The sequence below is a fragment of the Prevotella sp. 20925_1_30 genome (assembly GCF_041433025.1).
GTDB classification, from domain to species: Bacteria; Bacteroidota; Bacteroidia; order Bacteroidales; family Bacteroidaceae; genus Prevotella; species Prevotella vespertina.
Map to the genome: position 1 here is coordinate 1 of NZ_JAPWAR010000017.1, position 14,030 is coordinate 14,030.

A 14,030-nucleotide genomic window follows, 5' to 3' on the forward strand; every position below is an offset into this window, starting at 1 on the left:
ATTCGCACCTAGCGTACAATAACACATTTTTTCTTCTCGCATACGCGCGCGCGAAGCGTGCCGTAACCCCTGTAAACAAAGGACTTTCAAGAGTTTCCTTTGTTCGCTTTTTTATGCCCTTTTGTGAACCCCGTTTTAAGCAAAATAAGAACGAAATAACAGCTATTTTAATCAATGAAGTAATGAGAAAAAAGCAAGTAAAGAAGAGTTATTCTGTACCAGAGTGCATGATAATTCAAGTAAGCGAAACCACTAATTTGATGGACACGTCTTTCCCCAGTCAGCACAGAAAGGCAAACCATGCTACTGGTCCAGCTGCAGCTAAGGCAAGTCAATGGAATGATGAAGACTTAGAAGATGAAAACACATCTTCATGGGAAGACTAATAGAGAGTTATTAACAAAGAGAACAAAGAAAATGAAGAAAACAATGAAACAACACTCATTCACATCACAATTAAAGTCCTTGGCTGTTGTATTTGGCATCGCCTTGGCTTTTGCATCCTGCGCTAATGAGGATGTAGCACAGAACCCAACCAACCCAAATGATGATAACGACAAGAACCTAACGACTTTCGTAGCAGGCGACGAGGCAAAAACCCGCACGTCAATGGATTACAACAGCGGTGACTTCTTTTGGGGAGCAGGCGACTATATCTATGTAAAGGATGATAATAACGTATTACAGAAGAGTAGCAATGCCCCAACCAATAAGGTAGCTTCTTTTAAGTATAAAGTTCCAGGTAAATTTACAGACCATAGTAGCTATAAGGTTTATTACTTGGGTAAGAATAGCAACGGCAGCCAAGTGACAATCTCCAATCAACAAACTCAGACAGCCCCAGACAATACAGAACACTTTGGCACCGTAGGCGACTATGGTACTGCAACGGCAAACAAGGTAACAGGCAAGCAACAATTTGCTTTTGAATTAGAGCATCAAGCAGCTTACTTAGTCTTCCAGCCTTACACAAGTAATACAATTCTCCATAATTGTTATTTAACTAAGGTAGAGGTAACTTCTGACAATGATATTGCCGAAACATACAGTGTCAATACAACTACAGGTGCTTTGGATGCTTCTGCAGGTACAGGCAGCAAACAAATCGTCTTGACCACAAGGGGCAGTAGTAGTAATCCAAACGGCTTCCCACTGACTAACAGCGCAGCTAACGTAACAATTAACGGTGCATACATGGTGATTAAGCCAGGCACTCATACCTTAAGGATACGTTATCGGGTAAAAGACGTAGCTACCAACGTAGAGGGTACTATCACGAAGACTCTTCCTGCTACTGCATACGCTTCCAACACCTACTACGATATGACCGCACAACTTGACGTAAAGAACTACGACGGCGACAAATACTATATGTGGGATGCACAGGAACAGTACTGGAAGGGGCATGAAGGCAGTCAGCCAACGCTGACGACTCAGCCTGCCAGCAGCGACTACCCTCAGAATAGTAGCGATCCAAACAATCGTTACTACCACGAGGGCGGTGGTTTAGGTCGCTTCGATGCTACTCAGAGTTGCGCTACTCTCCCCAACGTCAACGAGATGACGTGGTACGCAAAGTTCGGCGATCCTCGTTGGGACTCAGACGAATTATGGACTACTATGGGTCATTTATATAAAGGTGGTATGTGGTTTAAGAAGAAGTCAGTCTTACTGGCAGAAGGTAATTATAACGCCGAGAAATCTGTCGACGGCAGTGATTGGCGTACAAATGAAAACGATGGTAGCTGGCTTGTATCTCAGACTCTTCCTTCCGCAGCCGATGCAAACAAATACTTCTACCTGCCCATCTTGGGTCGCTACTACTCTGGTCAGCTGTACGCCGTTGGCGCCGAAGCCTACTATTGGTCGTCAAGTGCTTACCCATTGTTCAGCCACCTCGCGTACTACCTGAGGTTCAACAATATTAGCGTCAACGTGTCCTACTACCGCCGCTACGGCGGTTACAGGGTCGGGGTATTCGAGTAGTCTTTGCGATTGCCCCTTTACAGGTATCGCCCTCTAAGAAGCCTCACCCCAGCCCTCTCCTGCAGAGAGGGAGTGCCTAACAGGTAGAACTTCTGCAGGATGCGTATTCCGCCGCTGCGCTCACCGTATCTACGTGTTGGCGGATGCGTATCTACGGACTGCTAGATACGCATTGAGCAGCTGCTAGATACGTATCTAACGGCAACGTTCACCGCATCTGTCAGAACGTGGATGCGTATTCAGCAGCAAGGTAATACGCATCTGGCAGGAGGAGGATGCTGAAAGGGTGAGAAAATGAAGCGGTGAGAGGAGGAAAATTAATTAAGAAAATAGAATAGGGCAGTATGAAGATGCAAGAAGAAAGATGCGGAAGCGTACTGCCCTACGCTATGATAAACAATAGTTATTTAATAATTTAAAAACCTAAGAATCATGAGATTTAAATTAGTTCAGAAGAAGAATCCGCAGAAGCGGGAGGAAGTGAAGTTTTATGCTAACCCTGTAAACGTTGGGCATAAGTCGCTGGATGATATTGCACGTGACATTGCAGGGCGTTCATCCTTGACTCGTGGTGATGTATCGAACGTGTTGTATAACTTCATTGATTGTTTGCCACATTACCTCCGTGACGGTTTTAGCATTCAACTGGGTAATTTCGGCTCAATGCGTGTCACTCTGTCGAGCAAAGGAGCGGAAACAGAAAAAGCTTTTAAGACCGAGACAATTAAGCCTCGTGTGGTCTTCACACCAGGAACAGAATTGAAGCGCGAGTTGGCTGCAAACTCCTATGAATCGTTGAGGAAGAAAGAAGAAGAGACAGATAATAAAAAGGAGAAAAAGAAAGAGGAAGAAAGTGGACCACAGGCAGGGTAGGTGAGGCTTCCTATACCACGGGAGCATTTTCAAAGATTGATTCAGGGTATCAATCGTTCTGTAATAAGACAATCGATTATATTAATTGTGAAATTAATGTCTTTCAAAACTAGTGTATTAATTTGGTTCTCTCGCTTCCGTGGTACGGCCTCACCCCCAGCCCCTCTCCTACAGAGAGGGGGGCGCCTAACGGGGTGGGGCTTTTGTATGAGACAGAGGTACATAGGATTTTGAGACATAGTAACATACGAACATAGTGACTTTTCCTGATTTGACTAGACACTTGGTCTTTATTGGATACGCAGATCTTGTGGCTTGGCTTGTGTGGTAAAACTGGATGCCCCTCGATGGAGATTTCCCTCCAAAGATGATGGACAATCAGAAAGATGTAACAGCCGCCACGCTGAAGAAACCGAAGATTGTCTTTACTCCTAAGAATAGGATGCGTGAGGCTGCAAATGCTGTGGAGGTGTCAGTGGATAATCCAGCTAGGAAGAAAAGCCTCACCCCCAGCCCCTATCTGAAAGGAGAGGGGAGTGAAGAAGAAGGAAGACCAGTGGCAGGATAAGATGCCTCCCCAAGCCCCTCCGGAGGAGGGGATGTGCCTACGGGGGCTAGTTAGGATAGGCTGGTGAGAAACCACAAAGTAGGGACAGATGCCTTCGTCTGTTCGCATAAGAGGATGTATTTCACTAAGAAGTAGAGATGTTAGAGCGGACAGACGAGGGCGTCTGTCCCTACTTTAGTACGATAAGGGGCTATGAAGAATAGAGTCATTCTCTCAAGACTTTGAATCTTATACAAGCAAAAGGTTCTGTGTATTCTCTTGTACCTTTAGGTACTCTGTACTAATTTTGTGTAATCGATTTATTCTGTGCGCTCTGTGTTGAGGATGGTTCCTAGAAGAACATGTTATTGATGATATGTCGTTATCTTATGTCTTTAAAAACACATTGTATAATATGTCTCTAGGGTCTTCTTTAAGGCTCTTTACTTTGTCTCTCAGAAACGGAAATCGGGTAAGAACGTTGGAGATACATCTCCTGTTGTTCTTACCCGATTATTAAATTCAGAGAAGGTATAGATTATGTGATTTACTTAATGAACTTCTGTTTGTTCTGAATGTAGATGCCATGTGGTAAGGCATTTCTGTCTGTTCCAACATAACGACCATCAAGCGTGTAGATGCGGTTATCAGATATTGTTAGCTCTGTAACTGTTGTGTTATAGATGCCTGTTGTTATTCTATCTCTAAAGTCGAAACTAACATACCTATTTTCGGTATTTGCACCATCTGTTTCTACAATATTAAATATAGATCTGTCAAGTGTTGCCTCATTAAACATCTTGAAACCTTTAATTGAATCCACACCATTATATGGATAGAGGTCTTCATTATGTTGTGTTATATATGTATCCCAAGAACCTCCTGCATTCTGAGCTGATAATACCTTTCCATCTGCAGGAACTACAATTACACGTGGTTTGCCTTTGACATTATTAGGGAAATCAAATACGTTTACTTTGTTAAATGCGTATGATATTCGATAAACAAGTAATCCCTTTGGATAAGAACCATTCCCCCAACCTTGGTACCATCCTCCCTTTTGAATACTTTGTAATACTATATATTCATTTGATGCTGAAGGATTAAGGATTTTGTAAGCCTTGCCACCATTATCTATCGTCTTTAAATTAGCTATGTGGCAATCAGTTGTTAATGTATCTATGCTCATCCAACCCATAGCCTCACGTTCCCAAGCAAGATAAGGTGAAGGGACTCTGCCACCTTGCACTTCTGTACCACCATCCATAAGGTCCCATAGTTCCATACCTTGATCATTTTGGTCTTCTGCATTAGTCTTGTATGCATAGATATCTGGTAGCCCAAGTGTATGAGAGAACTCATGGCAGAAGAGCCCTATACCATTAATTGTTTCCTTTTCTTTCTTTTTGTTCTCTCTTCCTGCAAGTTCATTACTTACGCCATAACGACGAATACTTTTACCATCAAAAGTCTTAGATAATATTGTCGTTCCTGATTTAGGCCAAATGTCTGTAGAGGCATTCCCTCTATAGTTGGCAGAGTGACCTGCGTAAATGATATAAACTAGATCAACCAATCCATCGCCGTTTGCATCGTATTGTGAGAAGTCTACTTCATTATCAACAGCATTACAAGCATCAGTCATCAAGTCTGTTATATTATCATTCCCAGCTCCATAATAAGTCTGTGGTTTTGGTAACTTTATAGGACCAACAACATCAAATGTAGGGGTGAATTGTCCATAACTACAATCCTTAAAGTATCCACGTACACCTTTATAGTTCCTGTTTTGTGCATAGGCAGCCTCTGTAAAATGACCTTCGTTCATCAAGTAATTAGTAAATACTTGCTTTGTATTTTGAATCGTGAAGGTTGTATCAGCAAACTCTGCGAGGATAACAAGAGCTTTAGGGCTTCCTGTGTGAGGAAAGTAAGGTACACCACCATAACCTGAATCTACTGTTACTCGTGTTAATGGTCTGTTATTGTATGAGTTTTCTGACAGCTCTGCAACCTTAGATACATAAGAGTAGAACTTATCCTTATCTTGCTTACGAATGAGATTAGTCTCTGTGCTAGAACGCCATGCTGCTTCGTGTGCGAGTTGTTGAGTCGCAATGAGACGCCCATCCTTAGTTACCTTTCCTACGTAATAGCTATTGTCAGCTGCCTGCACAAGCAATACACCATCAAGCGTGGTGTACCAGTTGATGTGTTCATCACCACGTAGTATCACGGTGATAGTTGTTCTATCCGCTTGTCTGACTTGTATTGGAATTGAATTTGCCTTAGCCCCCCAAACGCCTATGGAACTTAAACATAGGCATGCACTGAGACATATTCGTTTAAAGTTGAATGTCATATTCGTTATTAATTAATTTAAATATTCTCTTTTACTTTGTATCTATTATAGAAGTACTGCCCCTTCTTCACTGTACGCTTGCCATATTCTATAGCATGATGTGGACAATGATGGTAACAGGCGAAGCAAGTGAGGCACTTCTTGTTGTGCAACCATTCGGGTTCGTAACCTAAGCCGCCTTTTATATCAGCAACAGGACAGACGTTAGCACAGATACCGCATTTGACACAACGTTGATGATCCACATGAAAGGGTTTGTCTGTGATGAGGAACCGCTCAAAGAAACCACCTACAGGGACAGAGAAGAACCACGGTAGTGGACCAACCATGAGTTCCTTCCAACCATAAGGCTTATAATCATCCTCTTTCTGTTTCTGAATGATCTTCTTTCCGAAATCTCTTAGATAGACTTCTGCTGCTTGCTTCTTTTCGAGTTCTTTCTCCTTTGTGTCAACATCCATACCTGGTAAGCCCACATACGACTCTGGCATGATGACGGAACCAACAAGGTCAAGGTCTAACATCTTCCCAATAGGGACTTCATACAGGTGCTGTTGGAATCGCTCCATAGCTTTGGCTATTGTGTCTCCTGCGGTCATTAAGCAGAAACAATGATGCTTTAGTGGTTGATCCTCTTCATCTGTAAGTTTAAGCTTCTGTAGGAATACCCTAACGATGCGTGGCACTCTCCATCCATGTACAGGAAAGACAAAACCAACTTGCTCGCCCTTCTTTAATCGAAACGTGCAATCGGTTTTAATGATTTTAGCGATAGAATATAACTCATCCTGGGTTTGTAAAGCTAACGTCTTCGCTGCCCATTGACTATTACCTGTACCAGAGAAATAGAAAATCATGTGGCAAAGGTAGTCATTATTTATAAATCTAACAAGATTAATAATAGCTAACTAGCACATTTACTTTGTTTTTTCATAATAATTGCCTATATTTGTGAGCAATACATGAAGTAGCACACTATGAAGGAGAAAGTAGACTTAAAGATGTATCCCTTTGTTAAGTTGCTTATACCATTTGGATTCGGAATCTTTATGGGACAGTTTGCGAGCAATTCTATCACACTATATTATTGGTGTGGTTTCCTATTGTTTGCAATCATTTTGACAATGCTATCATGGCGTTGGAAATACATTCAAAGTGCATTGCTTCTGCTTTCTATCTTCCTATTGGGGGCTACCTTCTTCACGGCGAAAGAACGAGTTAATCATGTCAGTTTACCACAAAGCGAGATAACCTTTGAGGCTGTTTTACTAACAGAGCCTGTTGTGGTGGGGAAGGTTATCCAGGCAGACTTGTTAGTAGTTAGTCAGTCAAAGCCCATGAAGATAAAAGCAAGAATATTACGTGATAGTTTGACAAATAATTATAAGCATTTACATGTAGGTGATGGTATTATTGCTTCCGCCCGTCTTACCGAGCCAACGAATCTTTTAGGTGGGAGTTTTGATTATGCTAGATGGTTAAGACTGCATGATTATATTGCCGAGACATTCATTTACTATAACCAATGGCAAAAGAAACAAATTCGCCTTGATAAACTCAATTTGTCCCAGCGACTTTCTATTGCTTTCCGACACTATCAACATAAGGTGTTAAGCCAATTAAAGAAGAATCTTAAAGGTGATAATTTGGCTATAGTTACGGCAATGACTGTCGGAGATAAAACGCTATTAAACAAGAACTTAAAATATGATTACTCAATAACTGGCACAAGTCATGTGTTAGCCTTGTCGGGCTTACATCTAACAATTATCTATGGCATGCTTGTTCTTATAATGAGTTGGTGTAGTAGGTTGTTTTCCTTCTTGCGTAGTAAGTTTACAACGGAGCCTATCATCCTTTTTGGCGTTTGGCTCTTCGTTATGTTAGTGGGTGCTTCTCCCTCCGTTGTACGTTCTGCAATTATGCTATCTATCTATTCGTTTGTCACCCTCTTAAATAGGGAGCGTCTATCAGTGAATGCCCTGTCATTGACAGCCTTTATCATGCTTGTTATCAATCCTTATAATTTGTTTGACATAGGTTTTCAGTTATCTTTTGCTTCAGTTTGGAGTATCATGCTATTCTATCCACTCATGATAGCAACGTTCCGAAAAGGAAAACTTCTGCGCTTTACTATCATGCGATGGCTATGCTCAATGATAGCATTATCCGTAGCAGCCCAGTTAGGAAGCCTACCTTTAATTGCCTATTACTTTGACAGAGTGTCACTCGTCTCACTTCCTTGTAGTTTGATAGCAGTGCCCTGTACAACTCTAATCATTTACATGACAGGTTTATTGTTCTTATTTGCTCCATTATCCTCTTTATCTTTGTTTATTAGCAAGTGCCTTTCCATAACTATCGAATGGTTGAACAACACTCTACATTGGATTGCCTGTCTGCCAGGTGCGAGTATGGAGCAAATTCATATTTCCACTCTTCATATTATTCTTTATTATGTGGCATTGTTGACAGCTTGGAGATTATGGAGTTTTTATATTGGCAAGACAGAGTTTAGCTAATTTTTGTGTACCTTTGCACGCAATTATGCAGCGATATTTTATAACACTATCCTATGATGGGACAGCCTATCATGGTTGGCAAATACAACCTAATGGTATATCTGTCCAAGAAGTACTGGAACGTTCTCTGTCAACTCTTTTGCGTGAAGAGGTTAGTATAACTGGGGCAGGGCGTACTGATGCGGGTGTACATGGACGGATGATGGTTGCTCACTTTGATACAGATAAGACTATAGATTGCCAGCAACTGGTTTATAAACTCAATCGATTGTTACCCCGTGATGTCTCTGTTAGTCAGATTGTGCCTGTGAGTGAAGACTTACATGCACGATTCTCCGCAACATCCCGTACCTATCATTATTATGTACATACAACGAAGCAGCCCTTCTCACGCCAATATTCATGTGAGATTCACTATCCGTTGGACTTTGATAAAATGAATGAGGCAGCTGACTATCTGATAGGAGAAAAAGACTTCAAATGTTTTTGCAAGACAGGTGCGGATGTAAAGACAACCATCTGTAATCTGACAGAAGCACGTTGGATACCATGTAAGGCGGAACAAGCATTAGTAACTTCTGATAAGGTCACTAATTGGTGTTTCGTTATATCGGCTAATCGCTTCTTACGCAATATGGTACGTTCTGTGGTTGGAACTTTAGTTGATGTTGGAAGAGGAAGGTTATCCTTAGAGGAGTTTCAAGCTATTGTAAATAATGGGTCAAGAAGTGATGCGGGTGAGAGCATGCCAGGCAATGCCCTTTTCTTGTGGGATATAAAATATTAAAGTAGACTTTTATGTGGATTATCTTAGCATTTGTCTCTGCAACTTTGCTCGGATTGTACGATACCTCAAAGAAGTATTCTTTGAAAGGTAATGATGTCATCCCCGTCTTATTTCTTAACACATTATTTTGTTCCCTCATCTTCATCCCACTTATATTGCTCTCACTATATACGAACTTATTAGAAGGGAGTGTTCTGCAAGTTGGTGTAGGAGGATGGGGAATGCATAAGTGGATCATACTAAAGAGTGTAATCGTTTTGTTGTCTTGGGTATTCGGTTATTTTGCCATAGCCCATCTCCCCTTAACGATTGTAGGTCCTATTAATGCCACACGTCCGGTTATGACATTAGTGGGAGCTATGGTTGTGTTTGGTGAACGTTTAAATGTATGGCAATGGATAGGTGTGATATTTGCTATTATCTCCTTATTCCTTTTGGCTCGAAGTGGTAAGAAAGAAGGTATAGACTTCAAGCATAATAAGTGGATACTTTTCTTATTATTAGCTGCTTTAATGGGTACTTGTAGTGGCTTGTTAGACAAATACTTAATGGAAAGTCCAGAGAGTGGTGGAGTGGGGATGGATCGTATGTTGGCACAAAGTTGGTACAATATTTACCAATGCTTGATGATGGCAATCGTACTCCTTATCTACTTATACAAGCGCAAGGGCGGGACTGATACTCAAGTTAAGTTCTCTTGGAAATGGAGCATCTTACTCATCTCTATCTTTTTGTCGATGGCAGACTTTGCTTATTTCTATGCCCTCTCCTTACCAGGCGCAATGATTTCGATCGTATCTATGGTTCGTCGTGGTTCCGTTATAGTGTCGTTCCTGTGTGGAGCATTACTCTTTAGAGAGAAGAACTTGAAGGCAAAAGCACTTGATCTTTGCCTTGTCATTCTCGGTATGATCTTCCTCTGGATAGGTTCTTATTAGTATGCTTTTGACGTTTAAGTTAAAGTACGATTGAGGTTTAAGTTAAAGTACAATCGACGTTTAAGTTAAAGTACGTTCATCGTTTAAGTTAAAGTACAAACATGGTCTAAGTCACCTATAAAAGGGCAATTCATTTCAGTAACAAAGGTAAGATAAAAAGGGAAATCCTTTGAAGAATGGTAATTAATTATTATATTTGCAACAACATTGAAATTATCTCTTAGACCATATATAGGATATAAGCTACAATATACTTAGCATTGGCGGGTAATTGTAGAAGGTCTCTTTAAGACAGTTTTACTATGCAGAATGTTTTTCATGGATTAGGTATAGCCTTAATTACTCCCTTCAAAGAAGATGGTAGTATAGATTATGACGCACTTGTGAGTCTAGTTGAATATCAATTAGCTAATGGTGCTGATTTCTTTTGTATTTTAGCGACAACAGGCGAGGCTCCTTGCTTGACTCGTGAGGAAAAGGATGAGTTGACACGTGTTGTAAAGAAGGTGGTTAATGGTCGTGTACCTATCTTGAAGTATTGCGGTGGGAATAACACTGCAGCTGTTGTAGATGAGATAAAGACGACAGACTGGCAGGGGATTGATGGTATTTTAAGTATCTGTCCTTATTACAACAAACCAAGTCAAGAGGGGCTTTATCAGCACTTCAAGGCTATTGCGCAAGCCAGTCCTTTACCCATCGTCATGTATAATGTGCCAGGTAGAGTAGGTGTGAATATGACGGCAGAGACAACTGTACGTATTGCGTCAGAGTTTGATAACGTGGTTGCTATTAAAGAAGCGTCAGGGAATTTAGAGCAGGTTGATGAGATTATCAAGAATAAGCCTAAGCACTTCGAGGTTATTAGTGGCGATGATGCTTTGACATTCCCAATGATTGCCAGTGGTGCTGTTGGTGTTATCTCGGTTATTGGCAATGCACTTCCTAAGGAGTTCTCTCGTATGATTCGTCTTGAGTTTAATGGAGAGTATGAGCCAGCAAGAAAGATACATCATCAGTTCACAGAGTTATATAAACTTCTCTTTGTAGATGGTAATCCTGCTGGTTGTAAGGCTCTGTTGAATGATATGGGAATGATAGAGAATGTGCTCCGTCTTCCTTTGGTTCCAACGCGCATAGAGACAAAGCAGAAGATGAATGAAATTTTGAAGGGATTGAGAATATAAGTTGATCGACTTAACGATAAAAAGTAAAAAAGAGATAGAACATTATCGTTCTATCTCTTTTTTATTATACTATCAAAGTGAGTAGGGATTGAAGTCTGTAACAAGCTACTTGATAGTATGTTTGTAAATGTTATTCAACTTGCTATTGAAAGTTCGTTAGCTTTTTTGTTGAATCCTTTTGGTCTTTATGCTAGCTTATTTAATAGCTTCTAACTCGATAGCCATTTCTTGTTGCAACTCCTTTGCTTTCTGGGCTGCCATCTCAGCAAAGTCTTTGTCCTTGCCAGCGTAAATGATACCACGAGAAGAATTGACAAGTAAACCGCAATCCTTTGTCATTCCATATTTACATACCTCTTGCAGGCTACCACCTTGTGCACCGACGCCTGGTACTAAGAGGAAGTGGTTAGGAGCTATACGACGAATGTCCTCAAACATTTTGCCTTGTGTTGCACCAACTACATACATGAGGTTCTCTGTAGTTCCCCATTCTTGCGACTTCTTTAATACCTTCTCAAAGAGTCGTTCGCCTTGTTGATCTTCTGTTAATTGGAAGTCGTGACTACCTTTATTGCTAGTGAGTGCGAGAAGGATAACCCACTTACCATCATACTCAAGGAAGGGCTTCACACTGTCTTCACCCATGTAAGGGGCAACCGTGACGGAATCAAGGTTATACTCCTCAAAGAAGGTCTGGGCATACATCTTAGAGGTGTTGCCAATGTCACCACGCTTTGCATCGGCAATGATAAAGTGATTAGGGTGATTCTCCTTTAAATACTTGATCGTCTTTTCGAAAGCAACCATACCTTTGAGGCCGTAGCACTCATAGAAAGCAAGGTTAGGCTTATAGGCAACGCAATAAGGTGCTGTTGCATCGATGATTGCCTTGTTGAAAGCAAAGATAGGATCCTCCTCCTTTTTCAAGTGTTCAGGGATTTTATTGATGTCAGTGTCCAGTCCGACACACAAAAAAGTCTTCTTAGAGAAGATCTCGTTGATTAGTTGTTGTCTGTTCATATTAGGTGTTTAATTAATTATCATGAGGAAAGAAAAGAAACCCTCGTTAGTCCCACACAATTTATCGTGTTTCGGACAAACGAGGGTGTCTGTCCCTACCTTTATCTCTTCTTATCTTGTTTGATTCACTATTTACTCTTGTTCTAATGGCTTAGAAGTAGAAGTGGAAACATGCCATACGCCAAACAATATACCAAGTAAAGATGCAACGACTGTAGATATCATCATCGTTTGGTTTATACTATCTGCAAAATGAACCACAAGGAATGTTGAACCACATAAGATGATTGCAGCAATAATTGCACATATAATTGATGCAAGTTTCTTCTTAGCTCTTGCTACTGGTGTTGTTGCAGTCATTGCCACGACAAGCATAGCATACTTTGCTAATAAGAAGAAGCAATTAACGATGATACTAACAGTACTTGCTTCATCGAAGTTTGATAAGATACGGCGAACAATGAACCCATAAGCAAGCTGGATGATGAGCATAGCTATAAGTCCTGCTGGCAATGTGAGTAGCCATCTAAGTGCAGGGTTCCATGTTTTGACCAATCTTAAATCATAGTTTTCATCAACGTCTAACTTACCTGGCTTTTTTTGTTTTGTCTCCATTCTGTAATGTTTTAAAGTGTTTTATAATTCGTTCTCTTTTAACTTCTCTGCGTTCTCTGCAACAGTCAGTGCATCGATCATCTCTTGAATCTCACCATTCATGAATCCTTGTAAGTCGTGAGTCGTGAAACCTATACGATGATCGGTGACACGTCCTTGTGGGAAGTTATAAGTACGTATCTTGGCACTACGATCACCAGTAGAAACGAGAGTCTTGCGACGTGAAGCAATATCGTCAATATATTTTTGGTGTTCGTGATCATATATATAGGTATAAAGGCGACTCAAAGCACGCTCTTTATTCTTTGGCTGGTCGCGGGTCTCAGTACATTCAATAAGAATCTCCTCAACCTCACCAGTATTAGGATTCTTCCATGGGTAACGCAAGCGCACACCAGACTCAACCTTATTGACATTCTGACCACCAGCACCACTCGAACGGAAGGTATCCCACTTGATATCTCCTTCGTTAATATTAACTTCAAACTTATCAGCTTCAGGTAACACAGCTACTGTAGCTGCTGATGTGTGCATACGTCCTTGTGTCTCTGTCGCTGGTACACGTTGTACACGGTGCACACCTGACTCATACTTCAGTGTTCCGTAAACGTTCTCACCTTCTACAGCGAAATCTATCTCCTTAAAACCACCTACAGCACCTTCGGATACAGATGTTATTGATAGTTTCCAACCTTTCTTATCGCAATAACGTTTGTACATATTGAAGAGGTCGCCTGCGAAGAGTGCTGCCTCATCACCACCAGCTCCACCACGAATCTCCATCTGGACATTCTTTGCGTCTTCTGGATCTTTTGGTACAAGTAGAATCTTGATTTCTTCTTCAAGTCTTGGCTGCAGTTCCTCATTCTCTGCGAGTTCCTCACGTGCCATCTCTTTCATCTCTGTATCACTCTCGTTAGCGATGATATCCTTTGCCTCCTTAATGGTTGTAAGGCAAGTGATGTAACGCTTGCGAGCATCCATAATGTCGCCAAGATCCTTATATTCCTTTGTCAGCTTAACGTAGCGTGACTGGTCTGCTATAACACTCGGGTCAGTAATGAGTGTTGATACCTCTTCATAACGGGCTTCTAGTCCGTCAAGTTTCTGTAATATGTTGTTGTTATCGATCATAATCTTTATGGGGAATGTTAATGTAGGTTGAGCGGTTAAGAGAATTAAGTTAATGTTTG

General features: G+C 41.1%; 13 protein-coding genes. 8 read left to right on the forward strand and 5 right to left on the reverse strand.

Going from position 1 to position 14,030, the window contains the following annotated elements:
• The first annotated feature begins 182 nt into the window (after positions 1–182).
• The 4 genes from O3603_RS08210 (at position 183) to O3603_RS08225 (ending at position 3,427) form a co-directional block, all read left to right on the forward strand.
• Positions 183–386 carry a hypothetical protein gene (locus tag O3603_RS08210; protein WP_371522110.1) on the forward strand — a complete coding sequence of 68 codons (204 nt, stop codon included), beginning with the start codon at positions 183–185 and terminating at the stop codon, positions 384–386.
• Between the two features lie 31 nt (positions 387–417).
• Positions 418–1,986, forward strand: coding sequence for a hypothetical protein (locus O3603_RS08215; RefSeq protein WP_371522112.1), 1,569 nt, complete (start codon positions 418–420; stop codon positions 1,984–1,986).
• A 432-nt stretch (positions 1,987–2,418) separates the two neighbouring features.
• Complete coding sequence (locus O3603_RS08220) at positions 2,419–2,859, forward strand: HU family DNA-binding protein (RefSeq protein ID WP_371522114.1); 441 nt, start codon at positions 2,419–2,421, stop codon at positions 2,857–2,859.
• Positions 2,860–3,196: 337 nt separating this feature from the next.
• Positions 3,197–3,427 (forward strand): hypothetical protein, encoded by a 231-nt coding sequence (locus O3603_RS08225; protein ID WP_371522116.1) that lies wholly within the window; start codon positions 3,197–3,199, stop codon positions 3,425–3,427.
• 526 nt (positions 3,428–3,953) lie between these two features.
• Here the strand turns inward: O3603_RS08225 and O3603_RS08230 are convergent.
• Together O3603_RS08230 and O3603_RS08235 are read right to left on the reverse strand one after the other, a co-directional pair.
• Positions 3,954–5,768, reverse strand: coding sequence for a M6 family metalloprotease domain-containing protein (locus O3603_RS08230; protein ID WP_371522118.1), 1,815 nt, complete (start codon positions 5,766–5,768; stop codon positions 3,954–3,956).
• 17 nt (positions 5,769–5,785) lie between these two features.
• Entirely contained in the window at positions 5,786–6,625 is an 840-nt protein-coding gene (locus O3603_RS08235; protein ID WP_371522120.1) for an EFR1 family ferrodoxin, read from the reverse strand.
• 120 nt (positions 6,626–6,745) lie between these two features.
• Between O3603_RS08235 and O3603_RS08240 the strand changes: the two genes are divergently transcribed.
• From O3603_RS08240 to dapA, 4 genes are all read left to right on the forward strand, one after another.
• Positions 6,746–8,290 carry a ComEC/Rec2 family competence protein gene (locus O3603_RS08240; protein WP_371522122.1) on the forward strand — a complete coding sequence of 515 codons (1,545 nt, stop codon included), beginning with the start codon at positions 6,746–6,748 and terminating at the stop codon, positions 8,288–8,290.
• A 25-nt stretch (positions 8,291–8,315) separates the two neighbouring features.
• A complete protein-coding gene (truA, locus tag O3603_RS08245; RefSeq protein WP_314867397.1) occupies positions 8,316–9,077 on the forward strand; it encodes a tRNA pseudouridine(38-40) synthase TruA in 762 nt (253 codons plus the stop codon).
• Between the two features lie 11 nt (positions 9,078–9,088).
• Positions 9,089–10,015: an EamA family transporter gene (locus tag O3603_RS08250; protein ID WP_371522124.1), complete on the forward strand. Its 927-nt coding sequence runs from the start codon at positions 9,089–9,091 to the stop codon at positions 10,013–10,015.
• A gap of 302 nt (positions 10,016–10,317) precedes the next feature.
• The gene (gene dapA, locus O3603_RS08255; protein ID WP_009435096.1) at positions 10,318–11,202 is read left to right on the forward strand and encodes a 4-hydroxy-tetrahydrodipicolinate synthase; all 885 of its coding nucleotides are present in this window, start codon (positions 10,318–10,320) and stop codon (positions 11,200–11,202) included.
• 195 nt (positions 11,203–11,397) lie between these two features.
• On the opposite strand, the gene pyrF is transcribed toward dapA, so the two are convergent.
• The 3 genes from pyrF to prfA form a co-directional block, all read right to left on the reverse strand.
• The gene (gene pyrF / locus O3603_RS08260; RefSeq protein WP_004383524.1) at positions 11,398–12,222 is read right to left on the reverse strand and encodes an orotidine-5'-phosphate decarboxylase; all 825 of its coding nucleotides are present in this window, start codon (positions 12,220–12,222) and stop codon (positions 11,398–11,400) included.
• Between the two features lie 132 nt (positions 12,223–12,354).
• Entirely contained in the window at positions 12,355–12,837 is a 483-nt protein-coding gene (locus O3603_RS08265) for a flagellar biosynthesis protein FliQ (RefSeq protein WP_155716253.1), read from the reverse strand.
• A gap of 21 nt (positions 12,838–12,858) precedes the next feature.
• Complete coding sequence (gene prfA / locus O3603_RS08270) at positions 12,859–13,971, reverse strand: peptide chain release factor 1 (RefSeq protein WP_288952532.1); 1,113 nt, start codon at positions 13,969–13,971, stop codon at positions 12,859–12,861.
• Between the last annotated feature and the right edge of the window lie 59 nt (positions 13,972–14,030).